At 67.5% G+C, this 16,705-nt stretch carries 16 protein-coding genes; 12 read left to right on the top strand and 4 right to left on the bottom strand.

Annotated elements, in window-relative coordinates; all coding sequences use genetic code 11:
* The first annotated feature begins 29 nt into the window (after positions 1-29).
* Genes J5V16_RS17910 through J5V16_RS17900 form a run of 3 tightly spaced genes read left to right on the top strand, consistent with a single transcriptional unit; the run spans position 30 to position 3,459 of the window.
* Positions 30-1,661, top strand: a complete 1,632-nt coding sequence (locus J5V16_RS17910) for a peptide chain release factor 3 (RefSeq protein ID WP_208497944.1) — start codon at positions 30-32, stop codon at positions 1,659-1,661.
* Positions 1,661-2,530: a 16S rRNA (adenine(1518)-N(6)/adenine(1519)-N(6))-dimethyltransferase RsmA gene (gene rsmA / locus J5V16_RS17905; protein WP_208497942.1), complete on the top strand. Its 870-nt coding sequence runs from the start codon at positions 1,661-1,663 to the stop codon at positions 2,528-2,530. The genes J5V16_RS17910 and rsmA overlap by 1 nt, the downstream gene beginning before the upstream one ends.
* Positions 2,527-3,459, top strand: coding sequence for a 4-(cytidine 5'-diphospho)-2-C-methyl-D-erythritol kinase (locus J5V16_RS17900; protein ID WP_208497940.1), 933 nt, complete (start codon positions 2,527-2,529; stop codon positions 3,457-3,459). Before rsmA ends, J5V16_RS17900 begins: the two co-directional genes overlap by 4 nt.
* 81 nt (positions 3,460-3,540) lie before the next feature.
* Here the strand turns inward: J5V16_RS17900 and J5V16_RS17895 are convergent, their stop codons facing one another.
* On the bottom strand, positions 3,541-5,235 hold the full coding sequence (locus J5V16_RS17895) for a hypothetical protein (RefSeq protein ID WP_208497938.1): 1,695 nt from the start codon (positions 5,233-5,235) through the stop codon (positions 3,541-3,543).
* A 187-nt stretch (positions 5,236-5,422) separates the two neighbouring features.
* Between J5V16_RS17895 and J5V16_RS17890 the strand changes: the two genes are divergently transcribed.
* Both J5V16_RS17890 and J5V16_RS17885 read left to right on the top strand, forming a co-directional pair.
* On the top strand, positions 5,423-5,974 hold the full coding sequence (locus J5V16_RS17890; RefSeq protein ID WP_208497936.1) for a hypothetical protein: 552 nt from the start codon (positions 5,423-5,425) through the stop codon (positions 5,972-5,974).
* 72 nt (positions 5,975-6,046) lie between these two features.
* A complete protein-coding gene (locus J5V16_RS17885; RefSeq protein WP_208497934.1) occupies positions 6,047-6,640 on the top strand; it encodes a hypothetical protein in 594 nt (197 codons plus the stop codon).
* 251 nt (positions 6,641-6,891) lie between these two features.
* Here the strand turns inward: J5V16_RS17885 and J5V16_RS17880 are convergent, their stop codons facing one another.
* The 3 genes from J5V16_RS17880 to J5V16_RS17870 all read right to left on the bottom strand — a co-directional run bounded on the left by J5V16_RS17880 (position 6,892) and on the right by J5V16_RS17870 (position 9,671).
* Positions 6,892-8,043: a L,D-transpeptidase gene (locus tag J5V16_RS17880; RefSeq protein ID WP_243901409.1), complete on the bottom strand. Its 1,152-nt coding sequence runs from the start codon at positions 8,041-8,043 to the stop codon at positions 6,892-6,894.
* 246 nt (positions 8,044-8,289) lie between these two features.
* Complete coding sequence (locus J5V16_RS17875) at positions 8,290-9,261, bottom strand: hypothetical protein (RefSeq protein ID WP_208497925.1); 972 nt, start codon at positions 9,259-9,261, stop codon at positions 8,290-8,292.
* Positions 9,261-9,671 (bottom strand): hypothetical protein, encoded by a 411-nt coding sequence (locus J5V16_RS17870; RefSeq protein WP_208497923.1) that lies wholly within the window; start codon positions 9,669-9,671, stop codon positions 9,261-9,263. Before J5V16_RS17870 ends, J5V16_RS17875 begins: the two co-directional genes overlap by 1 nt.
* Positions 9,672-9,818: 147 nt before the next feature.
* On the opposite strand from J5V16_RS17870, the gene J5V16_RS17865 reads away from it, so the two are divergent.
* From J5V16_RS17865 to J5V16_RS17835, 7 genes are all read left to right on the top strand, one after another.
* On the top strand, positions 9,819-11,231 hold the full coding sequence (locus J5V16_RS17865; protein ID WP_208497921.1) for a pentapeptide repeat-containing protein: 1,413 nt from the start codon (positions 9,819-9,821) through the stop codon (positions 11,229-11,231).
* 132 nt (positions 11,232-11,363) lie between these two features.
* Positions 11,364-11,621, top strand: coding sequence for a hypothetical protein (locus tag J5V16_RS17860; protein ID WP_208497919.1), 258 nt, complete (start codon positions 11,364-11,366; stop codon positions 11,619-11,621).
* Between the two features lie 9 nt (positions 11,622-11,630).
* Entirely contained in the window at positions 11,631-12,383 is a 753-nt protein-coding gene (locus J5V16_RS17855) for a hypothetical protein (protein ID WP_208497917.1), read from the top strand.
* Positions 12,376-12,819, top strand: a complete 444-nt coding sequence (locus tag J5V16_RS17850) for a hypothetical protein (protein WP_208497915.1) — start codon at positions 12,376-12,378, stop codon at positions 12,817-12,819. The genes J5V16_RS17855 and J5V16_RS17850 overlap by 8 nt, the downstream gene beginning before the upstream one ends.
* A gap of 244 nt (positions 12,820-13,063) precedes the next feature.
* Positions 13,064-15,214 (top strand): hypothetical protein, encoded by a 2,151-nt coding sequence (locus tag J5V16_RS17845; protein WP_208497913.1) that lies wholly within the window; start codon positions 13,064-13,066, stop codon positions 15,212-15,214.
* 481 nt (positions 15,215-15,695) lie between these two features.
* Positions 15,696-16,229 carry a hypothetical protein gene (locus J5V16_RS17840; protein WP_208497911.1) on the top strand — a complete coding sequence of 178 codons (534 nt, stop codon included), beginning with the start codon at positions 15,696-15,698 and terminating at the stop codon, positions 16,227-16,229.
* Positions 16,226-16,699, top strand: coding sequence for a hypothetical protein (locus tag J5V16_RS17835; protein WP_208497909.1), 474 nt, complete (start codon positions 16,226-16,228; stop codon positions 16,697-16,699). Before J5V16_RS17840 ends, J5V16_RS17835 begins: the two co-directional genes overlap by 4 nt.
* Positions 16,700-16,705: the final 6 nt, after the last annotated feature.

The following is a 16,705-nucleotide window of genomic DNA, read 5'->3' as shown; positions in this document are numbered from 1 at the left end:
CCGCAACGCACTTATACCTTGAGGAATCCATGTCCAGCCACATCGCGGCCGAGGCCGCGCGCCGCCGCACCTTCGCGGTGATCTCGCACCCCGACGCCGGCAAGTCGACGATCACCGAGGCCCTGGCCCTGTACGGGCGGGCGATCTCGTCGGCCGGCGCCGTCCACGGCAAGGGCGACCGCAAGGGCGTGGTCTCCGACTGGATGTCGATGGAGCAGGACCGCGGCATCTCGATCACCTCGGCGGCGCTGCAGTTCGAGTACCGCGGCTGCGTCGTGAACCTCCTCGACACCCCCGGCCACGCCGACTTCTCCGAGGACACCTACCGGGTCCTCACCGCCGTCGACGCGGCCGTGATGCTCCTCGACGCCGCGAAGGGCCTCGAGCCGCAGACCCTGAAGCTGTTCGAGGTGTGCCGGGCCCGGCGCATCCCGGTGATCACGTTCATCAACAAGTGGGACCGCCCGGCGAAGGACGCCCTCGAGCTCATCGAGGAGATCGAGACGCGCATCGGCATCAAGCCGACGCCCGTCACCTGGCCGGTGGGCGTGGGCGGCGAGTTCCGCGGCGTCATCGAGCGCGTCGGGTTCGGCGCCGAGGCGGCGGGACGCCGGGCCGCGGGGCCGCAGGTCCCGGGCATGGTCCGGTACGAGCGCTCCCCGGGCGGGCAGCAGCTCGCCACGGCCGAGTTCCTCGACGAGGCCGCCGCGATGGCCCAGTTCGGGCCTGATTACGAACGCGCGCAAGAGGAGTCGGAGCTCCTGTCGGAGGTCGAGGCGGACTTCGACCCGAAGACGTTCGAGGCCGGGCAGACCACCCCGACCCTGTTCGGCGCGGCCCTCGTCCACTTCGGCGTCGGGCAGCTCCTCGACCTGCTCGTGGACATCGCGCCGTCGCCGTTCTCCCGCGAGGACGCCAAGGGCCAGCCGCGCGAACTGGAGGAGGGCTTCTCCGGGTTCGTCTTCAAGTCGCAGGCGAACATGAACGCCTCCCACCGCGACCAGCTCGCCTTCATCCGCGTCTGCTCGGGCCGCTTCGAGCGCGGCATGCAGGTCACGCAGGCGCAGGGCAAGCGCACCATGTCCACCAAGTACGCCCAGACCCTGTTCGGCTCGGCCCGCGACACCGTCGACGAGGCCTGGCCGGGCGACATCGTGGGCCTGGTCAACGCCACCGGCCTCTCGGTGGGCGACACGATCTACGCGGGCAAGGCCGTCGAGTACCCGCCGCTGCCGGCGTTCGCGCCCGAGCACTTCGGGGCGCTGCAGATGCACGACACGTCGAAGGCCAAGCGCTTCCGGCGCGGCATCGCGCAGCTCGACGCCGAGGGCGTGGTGCAGGTCCTCTACTCCGAGCGGCGCGGCGAGGCCACGCCCGTCCTGGCCGCCGTCGGGCCCCTCCAGTTCGAGGTCACGGTCGCGCGCCTGCAGGCGGAGTTCGACGTCCCGGCGACGATCGACCACCTGCCGTTCCAGCTCGCGCGCCTCACCGACGCCGAAGGCGCGCAGCGCCTGCGCACTGCCCCCGGCGTCGAGGTGTTCACCCGTCCGAGGGACGGCGCGTTCCTGGTGGCGCTGCCGAACAAGTACCGCATCCAGACGATCGTGAACGACTACCCCGGGCTCGTCCTCGAACCGCTCCTCGCCGGGGGCCAGGGCTGATGGCGCGCCTGCTGACCTCGGGCGACATCCGCTCCCTGTCGCGCGGTCTGCAGATCACGCCGACGAAGAAGTGGGGCCAGAACTTCGTCGTCGACGCCAACACGGTGCGCCGCATCGCGAACGTCGCCAAGCTCGACGCCGACGACGTCGTCATGGAGGTCGGCCCCGGACTCGGCTCGCTCACCTTGGCGCTCATCGAGATCGCCCGCCGCGTGATCGCCGTCGAGATCGACCCGAAGCTCGCCCTCGCCCTCCCGACCACGGTGGAGCACCGCGCGCCCGAGGAGCACGAGCGGCTCACCGTCGTGGAGACCGACGCCGCCCGCATCAAGCCCGAGCAGATGCCCGAGCCTCCCACCGCGCTCGTCGCGAACCTGCCGTACAACGTGGCGGTGCCCGTGGTCCTGCACGCCCTGGAGACCTTCCCGAGCCTCCAGAAGGGCCTCGTCATGGTCCAGGCCGAGGTCGGCGACCGGCTCACCGCCGGGCCCGGCTCCAAGATCTACGGCGCGCCCAGCATCAAGATGGCCTGGTACGCGAAGGCCCGGCGCGCCGGGTCGGTCTCGCCCAACGTGTTCTGGCCGGTCCCCAACGTCGCGAGCGGGCTCGTCGCCTTCGAGCGCATCGAGAGCCCGGAGGCCAACCGGGTCGAGGTCTTCGGCGCCGTGGACGCCGCGTTCAACCAGCGCCGCAAGATGCTGCGCCAGTCCCTCAAGGCCTGGGCGGGCGCCGACGTGGACGCCGTGCTCGAACGGGCGGGGATCGAACCCACCAGGCGGGGTGAATCGTTGGACATAGCGGAGTTCATCGCCCTCGCCGACGCCAAGGAGGCTCTGGGCGAGACCGCACCGTCTCAGGAGGCCTCATGACCGGACAGACCGCGCCCGCCCAGCCTGGCGCTTCGATCAGCGTCGACGTGCCCGCCAAGATCAACCCGCACCTCGGCGTCGGCGACGCCCGCGCGGACGGCTACCACGCCCTCTCCACTGTGTACCAGGCGATCAGCCTGCACGACACCGTGACCGCCGAGCGGCGCGGCGAGCCCGGCATCGAGATCACCATCTCCGGCGAGGGCGCGGGCACCCTGCCCACCGGCGAGGCCAATCTCGCCCACAAGGCCGCCAAGCTCATCGCCCTGTACGCGGGGATCGAACCCGACGTCAAGCTGCACTTGAACAAGCGCATCCCCGTCGCCGGCGGCCTCGCGGGCGGCTCGGCCGACGCCGCGGGGGCGCTCATCGCCTGCGCGCGCCTGTGGGAGGTCGAGATCGGCGACGCCGAACTCGAGCGCCTCGCCGCGGGCCTCGGTTCCGACGTGCCGTTCTGCCTCAAGGGCGGCACCGCGATCGGCAGCGGCCGCGGCGAGAAACTGACTCCTGTGGACGCCAAGGGCACCTGGCACTGGGTCGTCGCCACCACGGACACCCAGATCTCCACCCCTGAGTGCTACAAGGAAGTGGACCGCCTCCGCGAGGACGGCATCGGCCGCTACTCCTCCGATGTGGCCCCCCTCGTGCGGGCCTTCGAGTCCGGCGCGAGCGCCGACGACCTCGCGCGCCTGCTCATCAACGACATGGAGGCCGCCGCCGTGAGCCTCCGCCCGCAGCTCGCCTCGCTCATGCACGGCGGCCTTGAGGAGGGCGCGCTCGCCGCGCACGTCTCCGGGTCGGGCCCCACGGTCCTCTTCCTCGCCACCGACGTGAAGCACGCGGTCGCCCTGGCGCGCCGCATCCGAATGCGCGGCGGCGCGAAGAGCGTTCATCTCGCGCACGGCCCGGTCAACGGCCCGGCCGCCTGACCGGCTCTACCTGCTGAGCGGGCGGCCCGGCCATCTGGACGGGCCGCCCGCTGCGGTCGGCCGCGGCGTTGAGCGCCGGGCTCAGAAGTCGATGCTGATCCCCACCCGGTTCTCAAGCTGGGCGCGGTACAGCGAAGCGGGTTCCAGACCGGGCCCGCTCTTCGGCGAGATGTAACCGGTCGGATTGCCCGGGAACTGGTTCACGCCGTTGACGGTGCCGTTCATACCGATGGCGAAGTTCTGCGAGGTCGGCGGACGTTGGACGCACGCGGTCGAACCGCTGCTCACCGTGCAGTTCCACAGGACGCTGTACACCGACGACCAGCCCTGGTCTTGGTTCATACCGCCGGTCGCGCGGTTGTGCAGGCTCAGCACCCAGTCGTGCTCGCCCTGGTTGTACAGCTCCTTGACGTTGTCGTACAGCAGCCCCTGGCTCCAATGCGCGTGGCCGCCCGACTCGGCCCACCCGTCGCGGGCCACGCAGTGGGTCCAGACGTTGCCCGAGGAGGTGGCCTGTCCGCCCGAGACGAACGCGTGCCTGGCCTCCGAGGTCTCGAGGTCCTTGAACAGCACCAGCTGCGCCATGTGTCCGGCGTTGAAGCTGTACCGCATCCTGCCCACGATGCGCGAACGCGGATGGTGCGCCGTCACGTTCTCGACGGTGACGCGCGTGCTCCGCCGCACGATGACCCCGGCGTGCTTGAAATGCAGGGTCGAGACGTCGCGCACCCACGCGTCCTCGGTGCGGATCACGGCGATGCAGCTGTCCGCGTGGTCTTCGTCCTCCAAGCCCTGGTGGACCATGTCGACCCGCAGGTTCTCCACACCCACGTTGCGCACCAGGCCCACCCGGTTCCACACGTACACATAGGACTGCGCGACCGCTCGCTCGAGGTCGTTGAACACGGGCGCGCAGATGAGGATCTCGTTCTTGGCCGCGTCGATCGCCTTGATGTACCGGTTGTAGGCGATCGGTTCGTCGCCGGGCGACCACGGCACCCCGCCGCCACCGCCGATCTTGTCGATCCATTCCTGCGTGCAGGGATGCCAGATGATGATGTTGTCGCCGACCTTGAAGTCCGCGACCGACGCGAGGGCGAGCCGCCGCGAACCGGCCTGCACGACCTCGGAGGTCACGTCAGTGGCGGTGTCCTTCACCGGCACCGGCGCTCCGGTGACGGGGTCGATCACGTCCGCTTCCCAGCCGCCGGCTTTGCCGCCGATCCAGAGGGGGCATTCGACGCCGCCTTTCGTATCAACCCCTGCGGTCGCGGTCGATCGGATGATCGTGCCGACGCTGGGATCGGCCGAACGGCTCGAACCGCGGAGCACCACGCCGCTCCGCTCCATGTAGACGGTCTCCGCGACCTCGTACACGCCCGGCTTCAGCAGCAGCGCGCCGCGGAAGCCGTTCTCCTGCATCGGCATCGCGCCCACCTCGTCGAGGGCCGCCTGCAGGTGCGCGGTGTTGTCGCCGGAGACGGGACCTATCTTCTTGACGATCGGGACGTCCGTGGGACGCGCCGGGACCTCCCTGACGTCCGGAATCAGCCTCTCGCCGTTGCGGTAGCCCGCCCAGCTGAAGTTCGGGATCTTCTTCTCGCTGACCTTCTCCAAGTGGTAGTTCAGCATCCCGTCCGCGCCGATGGTCACGAGCTCGGACTGCCATGTGGCCTCCTGTGCCCGCGCCGGCGCGGCGAGAGAAGCGCCGACTCCCGCAGCGGCCGCACCTCCGCCGATCTTGAAGAGGTTGCGGCGTGACAGCGCTCCGGCCATAGTGGTCCAGACTCCTTAGCTCGGTGGTGCAATGAAGCTACCGCGTGTCGCCAAGCGCCCGGCCGCCGCTTCCGACTTGACATCCGTCCCTAGACTGTCCGGAATCCAACGGCCTCACCGCCGTCCGTCCGCTCGGTTCGCCGCACTGAACCATGGCCCCCGGGGGCGCTACGTGACCACCGCAGTCATGCGAAAGCCCGATCGACCGCCCGAAGTCGGCCAGGCCGTCACGGTACTGTGGATGGTCGCGATCGCGTTCGCCGCGGCCTTCGCCCTCAAGGTGGCCGGGCTCGGCACCTTCATGAGAACTGGCCGCGACGCGCAGTACCGCGCCGCCAGGATCGAGAACACCGACCCCGACCTGCTCGAATCGGTGCCGTTCCTCCTCGAGATCGCCGCGGTCCTGGCGGCGCTCGGCTTCGGGATTGCCGCCGTTCTGTTCATTTGCGCCGCAAAGAGTGTCGGCGAGGGCCGACGTCGATCGTTCCGGCTCGCCCTCTTCGCCGCCGTGTGGGCGGCGCTCGGGTGCGCGGGGCAGCCGGTGCTCTGGCTCCGGATGCGCACCGCGGGACGCGAGAGCACGGTCGTCATCCTGGACAGGATGCTCGAAACCCTCCCCTGGTGGGTCCCTGCCGCCGACACCCTGGCGGCCATCGCGTTCCTCGCCGCTCTGATCCCTCTCGCCTTGCTGCGCACCGAGAACGCCCTCTGGTTCAGAGGCGCCGACCCTCGCGACTAAGTCCCCGGGACCCCTCCCGAGGATCCCCGGCTAGCTTCGAACCACCTGGCAGATCCCTCCCGAGGAGAGCACATGGGCTGGTTCAAGAAGCGTCGCTCCCGCGACGCCGGGCCGATCGTCTTCGCGACCCGCGCCGACGCCGAAGCGGCCAAGGCGAAGCAGGCCGCGGCCGGGCTGGAGCCCGGGTACGGACTTCTGCGCAACGCCAGCGGCACCTACTACGTGTTCCGCGGCAGCGACACCGAGAAGGCCAAGCAGTACCTTCGCGACGAGATCAACGTGACCCGCGAACTGACCTATTACGTGGTTGAAACCCCGAACGGCCACTGGGGCAAGGACATCGACGGCCTGTACCTGGAGAACCTGCTCCCTTGGCAACGGGACGTCACCGCTGCCGAACACCAGGGCGACATCATCGGGGTCATGACCGGCGCGACCGGTTTCGTCGCCATCGACAACGGCAGCACCGACAACTTCATCGTCTGCGTGCGCTGCGGCAACTGCCGGCACGAATGGGAGGACGGCGTGCGGTACCAGCATTCGACCGCGGTCAGATGCCCCTCTTGCGCCGCCCTGAACAGCGTCGACAGCAGACGCATCAGCTACCAGCGCTACGGCTCCGCCGTGGTCACCTCCTACGACATCCGACCCGACGGCACCATCTAGCGCACGCCGCGAAGCAGCCCGCATGATCATCTGCCTCGCAACCGCCGCGACCGCGGCATCCTAGCGATGTCCCGTAAGTCGCGATGCGCGTCCACAGCGCGTCCAGATCCGACCGCAGGCAACCCACGTCTGCTCTCGTCTCCACGGTCGTCGCGATCTTCAGTTGCGTCCCAACAACAATGCTCACGTCGGCCGTTCCGCGTCCAGCGTCTGCATCCCCGCAGCTCAAACCCGGAACTCTCACTGGAGTACTAGAGGGCCGAGCCTTCCTTCCACTCGTCGTAGGACATCACCCAGTAGCCCCAGCCGTTGTCCCACGGCATCGGGCGCGGCGAGCCGGTGATCTCGACCGGGTCGCCGCGCTGCGCCATGTGGAAGAACCATTCGGCGTCCGCGAGGCTCGCGTTCAGGCAGCCGTGCGAGCCGTTCCAATTGCCGAGTCGCCCCTCCTCCTCGGCCCAGGGCGCACCATGTACGAACTCACCGGAGGCGTTGATGCGGGTGGCCCACTTGACCTCAGTCGAGTAGTAGCCCTCATCGCCCTCTTGACGTCCGGGGGAGACCATCGTCTTGTCCTCGAACTTCTCCATCACCAGGTGGGTGCCCGTTGCGGTGTGGTACTCCCACTCGTCGCCGGAGCCGCCGCTGATCGGGATCTCCTTGGCGACCTCGCCGTCGACCTCGACGGTCATGGTGTGGGAGTCGAGGTCGGCGCGGGAGATGTTGGCCTCGCCGATCTTCAGCTGCGCGGTGTAGTCCTCGCCGCCCCACGTGTCGTCGCCCAGGAACTCGCCCTCGAAGTCCGCGGTGAAGGTCACCGTCTGGTGGCCCTCCCAGTACTCCTTGGTGCGGTAGATCACCGTGTCGTCGTCGATCCACCGCCAGGCGCCCTCGTGGCCCTTCTCGGACTCGACGACCAGCAGCCGCTCGACAGCGGCGCGGTCGGGGGCGTCCTCGGTGAAGGTCACGATGATCGGCGCGCCCACGCCGACCTCCTCGCCCTCGGCCACCGGGGTGACGTCGGCGACCTCGAAGCCCGAGCTCTCGCGGGCCTGAGTGGTGAACTGCTGCTCGAACTCGGTGACGGTGCCGTCCGAGCTGACGGCCTTCGCGACCACGGTGTGGGTGGACCCGGCGTCCATGATGCCTTCAGAGGTCCACGAGGTGAGGTCCTCGGAGAACGCGCCCTCGATGGTCTCGGAGCGGTCGGAGGTGACGTTGACCTCTTCGAGGATGCCGTCCACGACGGAGAGCGTGAACGGAGCGGTCGGGTCCTGGTCCTCCACGGCGTCCATCGACACCGCCGGGACGATCGGCGCCGGCGTGAACGTCCCCGTCTGGGGGGCGGCGCAGGCCCCGGCCATGAGCAGCAGGGACAGCACCGCCAGTGCGCGGGCGGGCATGAGCTTCAACGGGGGTTCCTCCACAAAGCGAAGTGACTGGACGACAGTAGCTTCTACGCTCGGCCTCACCTGTTGCGTTGCAATCGGACTCGGCCCGAAGCCCCGAGACGTTCACAGCCGAGAACACACCGTCGCTTCGCGCAAGAAGAACCGCTGACCGACCGGCTCTACAACCTCACCCTCGCAGGCTTACGGGACGACCTCTGGCGCCGCACGGCCACCACACCACGGTTGTGTCTGAAGAGGTCAGTCGAGCAGTTCGCCGCCCGGCACGAAATGCCTCGGCAGGGTCTCCCAGTTCTCGAGGTCCTTGATCGCACCGATCATCTCGCTCCGAAGGTCCTTCGCGGCGCCGTCGCGGCCCTTGTCGAGACCGTCCGTCAGCGAGGTGATCGCGTCGTGGACGAGCTTCACCCAGGCGGTGTAGCTCATGCTCGTCGTGTCCGGAAGCTCCAGCGAGATGACCACGGGCTCGATCGAGTCAGCCAGCGCCGACGCGACCACCCCGATCCCGCCGACGATGAGGCCCGCGGCCGGGAAGGCGAACAGTCCCAGCCCGACGATGCCGCTCGCGTCCGAAGTCGTCTCCAGTGCTCCCTTGGTCTTCTTGAGCTCTTCCGCCCTTTCCTTCGTGACGCCACCGCCGCAGGCGGCCAGGGGCAGCTCGGCGAACGACTTCCGGATGGCCACCTGCCCCCATGCCTCCAACGAGACCGCGCCGGCCAGGTATTTCGCTATGTCCCGGTGGCGGGTGATCGCGCCTTCCAACGGCTCCATGAACTCCTTCCGGAAGGGTTCGGCCGCCTTCTCCCGCCAGTCGTCGGTGTAGTGCTTGGCCCACTTGATGTCGCGGCTCTCATGGAGTTGGTCGAGGGTCCCCCGGTAGCCGGTGTACTTCGAGTACAGCTCTCCGAGCGCCGCTTCCTGGCCCTTGTCGAAATAGGGGCTGTAGCGCGCTTCGAAGGCGTCGATGGTCTTCGTGGCGGCCTGCTTCGCCTGCTCTTTGAGCCTCGCTGCGTTGGCTTCTCCGTAGTTCGCGGGGATGCGGGCGATGGCGATGCCTTCCACCCATCGATCGACGGCGCGGCCTTGCTTTGCCTGGTCGGCTATCCACATGTTGAAGGCTTCGAGGATGTAGCGGACCTCGATCTGGTTCTTGGCCCGCTCCCAGAGGCCGTTGACCTGCTCCAGTGTGGGTGTTCCAGCGGGAAACGCCATCAGTTGACGCCCCCTCGGTTGTAGGGGCCGGGGTCGTCCTTGCGTTCGGGCGCGGGCGGCAGGCTCGGGCCGACCTTGCGGTCGCGCTTGCGTACCTCGTCGATGTCCTCTTCATGCTCTTCGAACGAGCGCTCGACCTCGCGGTCGGTCATCCGGTGGTTCTCGGCGAAGTCTTCGAGGGTCAATCCCATGGCCCGGATGTTCACGCCTGTTTGGTAGATGAAGGTGTAGAAGATCTCGTACGCCTCATCGAACGTTTCCATCAGCGCCTTGGAACTCCCGTTGCCGGTGAACGCGTCGGCGCGGTTCCGGGTCGACGTGGCCACATCGAGCACGAGGTCGTCGTAGGCATCAGCCAGGGATTTGAGGTGGCCGCCCGCGTCTTCGAGGTCGTCGGGTTTGACTTTCATTGCACTGCACCTCGTTCGGCGAAGGAGTCAACACGGTTGGGGAAATCGTCGCGAACGCGGTTGCGGCCGTCAAGCACCCAGCCACCTGGAACCTGTCCCGGTTCGTCCCGGACACTTGAGCAGGCCGAACTCTGATAGAACTGGCGGATGACCACCCCTCCCGAGGTCGGAGCGGACGACCGGCCAAGTACCAAGAGGCGACATCGAGCCGGCCCGAAACGGGCACCGATCAGGACTCATCTGGTTGCGGTGCTTCAAGGTGAGCTGGGGCCGCTGCGGTTCCTCATTACCGGGGATGAGCAGCGATGGCTGCCGCTGCGATTGTGGCTGCACATTGCGCTGTTCTTCGGGGTCGCGGTCGCTTCGGTTTTCGTGCTCTGGGTGATTTTCCAGGGGGTGTTCGCTGCGGGGCTCAAGGATGAGCTGAAGGTCGAGGTCATCCGGCTGATCCTGTACATCATTGCCGGGATCGGTGGTGTCTTCGCACTGGTCATTGCTTATCGCAGGCAGGGGTTGAACGAGGCTGCGGAGGTCCGGGTCGAGCGCGCGGAAGCTCGCGAGGAGAGCAAGGTCTTCAACGAGCGGTTCAAGAGTGCGTCGGAGCAGCTGTCGGCTGAGCAGGCCGCGAACCGGTTGGCTGGGGTCTATGCGATGGCGGGGCTTGCCGACGACTGGGACCAGGGTCGGCAGACCTGCATCAATGTCTTGTGTGCGTATCTGCGCATGCCCTTCGACCCTCCGACCGGCGAGCCGCCGCCGGAAGGGGCTGATAGTGCCGAACGGGCTGAACATCGAGCCGAGGAGCGCGCACGGAGCCAGGAGGCGCAGGTTCGGGAGACCATCATCAGTGCCATCCGGGCGCGGTTGAGGGAAGCACCAATGGCTGGTCGAACTTGGCACAGCTGCGACTTCGACTTCACGAAGGCATACTTCGATGATGCGGACTTCTCAGGCATTCTGGTTACCGGAGGAGTGATGTCCTTTAGAAAGATCGTTCACAGGACCGGTCTACTCGACTTTAACGGCCTCGTCATGACAGGCGGACAGCTTGCCTTCGATGAGGCGGTCTTTTCTGACGGCCGGGTCAGATTCAGCGAGGCGAAGTTCTACGGCGGCCATGCCAAATTCAACGCGGCGGTGTTCGCCGGCGGCCGGATCAGCTTCAATGAGGCGGAACTCGCCGGTGGCAAAGTCAGCTTCTACGCGGCGGAGTGCACGGGCGGCCAGATCAGCTTCTACAAGACGCAGTTCTCCGGCGGGGTTATCCGTTTTATCTCGACGTTGTTCTCGGGCAGCCAGGTTTATTTCAACGAAGCGAAGTTCTCCGGCGGCCATGTCGATTTCGACTCGGCGAAGTTCTCCAGCGGGAAGGTTGACCTGAGCGGCGCGAGATATGTCGGTGGGGAGATCGAGACCGCCGACTTCCAGGGTTATCCCGTGCGGCTAATTCCAAATCCCCGTCTCGGGGATCGCATCGCAGAGTGTTTGAAGCTCCCGCCTGGCTGGGTGGAAGGGCTCTTTGGCGGAACCTCGGAGAAGGAATCGCCGCGTTCCGCTTGACCGGACCGGTTTTCGTGTCATGCAGGGTTGGCCTGGTTCGGGTAACGTGGCGCGCGGCGGCGGTTGCGCAGGGTTCTTCCGGTGCTGCGCGATCCTCTTGCACCCCAACCCGAATGAGGACGGCGGACCTCCATGTCGAGCATTGACGAAGTGATCTCCTCGCTCAGCGCGAACTCGAACGCGGTGACCGACTTGCAAGGTCAGATCCATGGCACGACCGCCATGGCCGAGGAGATGCTGAAACAGTTGCAGGAGATTGGTCTTCAGGGCAAGGCGGCGGCACTCGGCGCGGTGAAGGATCAGCTCGCGGCGTGCGATGCGTTCGCAGCCGCACTGCAGAACAAGTTGAGCGAGGCGATGACTTCGGCCGCGGCTGCCACGGGACAGTAGGGACCGGTCGTGGGAAGTCTGAATGACCTGGCCGCCAAGATCGAGGCTGATCGTGCGGCGGCGGCGGAGGTCGCGGGGCCGATCAATTCGTCTAAGGGACAGGCGGAGCACACGATCACAGCGATGATCGGCCTTGGGCTTGAAGGCAGCGCCGCGAGGATGCGGAAGGTTGTCGATGAGGTCGAGGAGGCGGAGTCGCTTCGGGCTGCACTTGAGGGGGCCTTGACGAAGGCGCACTTCATGGTCATGTCGGCCATCCAGGGCAACATGGGACCGGGAGCCCCCGGGTCTGGGGCGGTCGTGCCGCTGACGCGGATCGATGCCGATGGCGCCCCGAAGGCCGGGCTTGATGCCATCCCAAGGCATCTCAGAGATGATCCGGTCCCGACCGGTGAGGAGCTGTCCGGAGTCGATCCCTCCATCGGCCCCTTCCAGAAGGAGCACGAAAATGCCAACGCCGACCGTAGGCGAGGTGCGCTGAGCCGCTTCGGTCGATCTGCGGTCCGCAATACCGACGAACTTGCCGGTACCACGAAGCAGGCGGCGGGCGAGTTCACCTTCGACATCGAGGACGACTTCGATCCCTGGGGCTCCCAGGCACAAGCTATCGTCGAGGTGCCAACTGGCCAGCCACCTGTCTTTGTCAGCCGCGTCGAGGCCGAAGGCATCAAAGCCGGTGACTTGCTCAGCTCTACGATCGTGATCGCGGCGTTCGCCTTTGAAGCGGCAACTCGCCTGTCTCGGAAGAAGGAAAATGGCTAACTACGAACTGTTTCAGAAGATCGCCAAGGCGCTTGCGCTCGGCGAAGGCGCGAACGCGCGTGAGCTGATCGAGCAGATGCCAGACGAAGACGAGCGCGAGTACGTCGTCTACATCGCGGCTGTGTTTACCGAGCTCGTGGATGCACTCTTCGAGGAGGATCACGGCCTCGTCGCGATCAAAGACTTCGTTGATGAGATGGCGAATGCCTACCGCACCGCGAAGCCACCTTTCCGCTCGCTGGCGATGGAAGTGCTGATCCGAGCGGTCTACGATGAAGACCAGTCGCTCGATGAAGTCTCCGCCAAAGAGCAACTCCGATATCAGACGATGGCGCTCCGAATGATCGTCCACAAGTCGCCTGGGGTCTACGCGCAGCTCGATCAGTACCTCGCTGAAGCGAAGACGCTTGCACTGGAGTGGCTGAGCGAGGTGTAACCACGCTCACGACCCTCACGAACTTGGGGGCAAGGCCTTTGGCCTTGCCCCCCAAGCGTTTTCAAGAAACTTCTAGACACTTTTGTCACGTAAGTTGACACGTAAGTTTTTGAAGAGTCATCATCGAGACAAGTTCTCGCGCAATCGAAAGCGAGCCAGGTTCTTACGTCTCGAACGGAGCTTGTTACGGAACATCCAGCTCACATCAGACTTTATCGATAGGCCAGAATGTAAAGGCCGCCCGGTGGTCCACGACTACCAATCACAGGCCCGCCGGGCGGCCAACAACAGAAACGGAGCTTCTGTGTCGTCTACGACGATACGCTATTCCGGCGTACCTGAAAACAGCCATTCGCGCGGCTTCAACACCGACACCGCCGCGTACTCCACCGCACCCTCGACTGAATCGACCGAGCCGACCGCAGCCGTGTCGGCCGCCGGTCAGGTCGATTCCGAACCGTTCGATGACCGCGACCGGGAGCTCGCTGAGCTCCTCCGCGCTCGGCTCCGCGACATGGCCGCTCGCGATTTCGACTCGCGGACCTCGTCGGACGTCCCGAACCTCACGCTTACGGGCGGCACACCGCGTGACCCGATGCCGGGCAACGCCTTGCGCAGCTTCGCGACCGCTTCGATGGAGGACAACTCATCGCGCGACTCGACCAGCGCCCCAGGGGAGGGCGATGCCTCCCACGGCTCGAGTTCGGGCCTTGCCCCGGGCGTCCCGAATTCGAGCGGCCACGCCCCAGGCGGCGCGAGGGCGGGCCTCCCTGCGAACCGTTCGGTGTCGCTGCCGCAGGTCGCGGCAAGGGGGGCGAGGCAGAGCGCCGCACCGCTGGCGGGTGACTCGGCGGGCCGAGGGCGCAGCCGGCTGGCGGGCCGCTCCTCCGGCGACTCGACCTCGCTCCCGCAGGCGGAGGCGGGAGAAGTCGGACCGTTCGTCCGGCCGCAGTCCGGAGCGCCAGCAACCGGACCGACTGCGCTGCCGCAGGTTTCGGCATGCACAGCCGATCCCGTCTCGTCCGACCCGCGCCACAACCCGGCCTACCCGCACCCCAAGAATCCGGGCCTGTTCGAAGAGGTCGATGGGTTCTATGACTGGGCGGACCGCCGCCTGTTCCTGTCCGACGGTTCACCCGATCCGATGACACCCGGTGCGTACCGCTACCAAACCCGTCCCGACCTCTGCCTCCTCGACGCCGCCGACGACGACCCCTGGTCGCCCCGCTACGAGCCAGACCACCTGCGCCACAAGCCCGGCGACGACTGGCTGATCGACAAGAACCGTCCGTACGACGTGCTCGATCCGGGTCCGTTCGGGACCCCGGGGTGGTTCCCCGACCGTCGCACCGGCCGTCACCGTCGCGACGAACTCCCCGATCCGATCCCGTGGTGGGAGATCGAGGAAGATCCCGAGAAGGCCGAGTGGGCGGAGCGGGCCGAAGCGCTCTACGACCGTCGCACCCGCCTCACCCGCGAGCGCGAAGCCCGCGAGGCTCGCGATGCGGGTCGGGCGGGCGAGGTCAGTGGGGCGGGCGAGCGCGAGATTCGCGGCTCCGAGAGCCGCGAGGGCCGAGAAGCCGGAGAGCGGAAGCGGGATGGCGAGGACCGGTCGGGGCCGACGCCTCCGGCGGTGACGCCCGCGAACCTGCGCGTCGTTCCCGATCAGCGCTCGCAGCAGCCGCGAGCACGGCGCTCGGGGTCCGATCGCCCGTCCCCGCAGTGGTCGGTCGAGGCCGGAGGCGACGGACCGAAGGGGTTCGGGTTCCGTCACGGGCCGGTCGAGGCCGAAGGCGAAGGCCCGCATCAGGTACACACGGCCCGACAGCGGCCCGCAGCTTCCGAAGGCCCGATCCCCGGCCGAGGGACCCCGTTGGCGAGCGTGCCAGCGCGTCCGCGGCTTCGTCCCTGGCCGAAAGTCGATCGCCAAGAAGAACCGCACGGAGGCGAATGGGTGGACCCGGTCGCCGGGTTCCGGTTCTCGAAGCTCCGCGAAGACGCCTGGGACCGGTTCCTCGACAAGTCCGCCGGCCTTGCCGCCGCCCACCTGCAGTCCCGCACGAACCGTGGGACCGCGGTCGAACGCGAAGGCGGGCCGACCATCGGCCGGATCGCGCGAGGGCTGCGTCTGATCGCCGGGCTCCTCCGCCACCGGCCCCGGCCGGGCGGGACCGATCCGGTTTCGGCTGACAGGCGGCCGCGCGGGGCAGACCCGGCCTCGCCCGACAGGCTCCGGCCGCGCGGGGCCGACGCCGTCCCGCCCGAGCGGCATGCCGCGCTCGCCGATCGGACCAGGCGGTTCGCGCAGGCGATGCGAGGCGCGCAGCGCGCCCGCTCCGCCGTGTCCCCGGAGGCGGTTCGCGGGCACCTGTCCGGAGGTGCGGCGTGGGCGTAGGCCGACTCGCACCCCACCGCGTCCGCGCCTGGTATGGCCAGGCGCTCAACCAGACCCGTTGCCGGTGCGCTCCTTCTCCGGGAATGACCCCGATTCGCTTGCGATCCCGGGCGAGTTCGCGCACCGCCCGCGTCGAACGCGAAGCGATCACAGTCTGACAACCGCCCAACAAGACTGCGACCGCTGAAGCCCGGCTGAAGTGTTGTGGCGGGGCGGTCGGCTCTGGCAAAGCCGACCGCCCGCGCCTCCGCGGAGTCTGATGCAGGTGCCCGGGCGCGGGAGCCAACCCCGCGACCCGAGACTTCCAGGCGGTCCGCGCGGCCCTCTCCAACCGCCTCACCTACACCAAAACTGAAGCCAGCCTGTCACAGAAAGTCAAGCAGTTCAACGACGCATTTCCCGCCTGTGGATAACTCCCGTCCCGACAGGCAAATCCGCAGATCAACGGCCTGTGGATAACTCACTCACGAAAGGTGTATCCGTGGATCCCGCCAACCAGACCGCACTGTTCCGCGCGCACGCCATGGCGCGCCTGCGGGGCGAGGCGGCCGAGGCCGCGCGTCTCGCCGCGCAGATCAGCGTCGAGCAGCGCATGAGCCACCTGCTGTTCACGCTGACGCTCTTCACCCAGTTCGTGGTCGAGGAACTCGGCTACGAGCCCGACCCGGCCGAACTCGCGGCCTTCACGAAACGCCTGCACGACAAGCACTACAGCCCGGAGCGGCCGTTCGAGGCGCTGCGCGCCGAGGCCATGGTCCGGGCGGTCACCTCCGAATCGGTGCTGCTCACCGAGATCCCGCACACCGAACAGGCCGCGTACATGTGGGCGGTCATCGACGAGTTCGCCGATCCGAAGCTGACCGAGTCCGAAATGGATGAACTCTTCGATCTCGTCGAAGAAGCACGGGAAGACCTCCTGGGCAAGGCCCTCGACTCACCAACGCTCAAGTCGTCAAAGACTCAACCGGCCGCTCCCGCGCAGTCCGCACCCGCCCCGGAAGGAATCGACGCATGACACCCGACGCGCTCCACCGCGCCCACCTGACGGCGCTCGTCACCGGCGAAATCGCGACCGCCGCGAACCTCCGGCAGCGGTTCCAAGTGAGAGACCACGCCTTCGCCGCCGACCTCCTCCGGGCCGCCACTGCCGTGGTCCTCGAATTCCGCTTCGGTCCGGGCGCCGGGCTCGGGGCCGGGCCGATCGACTACATCCGGTTGGGCGCGTTCATGACCGAAATGCGCCAGGCCGGGCGCAGCACCGTTCCGCCGCCGGACCACCTCGCCGTCGAAGCCGTCACCCGTGCGCTCTACGGCGAACCGCACCTCGCCGAACCGCTCACCGAACAACGCCAGAGCCAAGCCCACTACACCGCGCTCATCCACGAACTGAGCCAGCACCACTGGCTCAAGGCCAACCCGGATCACCTCGTCTTCCACGCCCGGAAGCGCATGACCGTCTGGATCCTGGGTCGACCTGAGGAGTGAACGGCA

It is taken from the genome of Glycomyces niveus (assembly GCF_017592475.1).
In the GTDB taxonomy this organism is placed as follows: domain Bacteria; phylum Actinomycetota; class Actinomycetes; order Mycobacteriales; family Micromonosporaceae; genus Glycomyces; species Glycomyces niveus.
Note: the sequence above shows the minus strand (reverse complement) of the source record. Positions and strands in the feature narration are given on the sequence as shown.

What these genes read in the sequence shown, in the direction of transcription:
- J5V16_RS17880 (WP_243901409.1), bottom strand. Translation starts at nt 8,043, where the DNA reads ATGCCCGCCCGCGCACTGGCGGTGCTGTCCCTGCTGCTCATGGCCGGG.
- J5V16_RS17910 (WP_208497944.1), top strand. Translation starts at nt 30, where the DNA reads ATGTCCAGCCACATCGCGGCCGAGGCCGCGCGCCGCCGCACCTTCGCG.
- J5V16_RS17885 (WP_208497934.1), top strand. Translation starts at nt 6,047, where the DNA reads ATGGGCTGGTTCAAGAAGCGTCGCTCCCGCGACGCCGGGCCGATCGTC.
- J5V16_RS17865 (WP_208497921.1), top strand. Translation starts at nt 9,819, where the DNA reads ATGACCACCCCTCCCGAGGTCGGAGCGGACGACCGGCCAAGTACCAAG.
- rsmA (WP_208497942.1), top strand. Translation starts at nt 1,661, where the DNA reads ATGGCGCGCCTGCTGACCTCGGGCGACATCCGCTCCCTGTCGCGCGGT.
- J5V16_RS17890 (WP_208497936.1), top strand. Translation starts at nt 5,423, where the DNA reads ATGCGAAAGCCCGATCGACCGCCCGAAGTCGGCCAGGCCGTCACGGTA.
- J5V16_RS17870 (WP_208497923.1), bottom strand. Translation starts at nt 9,671, where the DNA reads ATGAAAGTCAAACCCGACGACCTCGAAGACGCGGGCGGCCACCTCAAA.
- J5V16_RS17900 (WP_208497940.1), top strand. Translation starts at nt 2,527, where the DNA reads ATGACCGGACAGACCGCGCCCGCCCAGCCTGGCGCTTCGATCAGCGTC.
- J5V16_RS17875 (WP_208497925.1), bottom strand. Translation starts at nt 9,261, where the DNA reads ATGGCGTTTCCCGCTGGAACACCCACACTGGAGCAGGTCAACGGCCTC.
- J5V16_RS17835 (WP_208497909.1), top strand. Translation starts at nt 16,226, where the DNA reads ATGACACCCGACGCGCTCCACCGCGCCCACCTGACGGCGCTCGTCACC.
- J5V16_RS17850 (WP_208497915.1), top strand. Translation starts at nt 12,376, where the DNA reads ATGGCTAACTACGAACTGTTTCAGAAGATCGCCAAGGCGCTTGCGCTC.
- J5V16_RS17860 (WP_208497919.1), top strand. Translation starts at nt 11,364, where the DNA reads ATGTCGAGCATTGACGAAGTGATCTCCTCGCTCAGCGCGAACTCGAAC.
- J5V16_RS17895 (WP_208497938.1), bottom strand. Translation starts at nt 5,235, where the DNA reads ATGGCCGGAGCGCTGTCACGCCGCAACCTCTTCAAGATCGGCGGAGGT.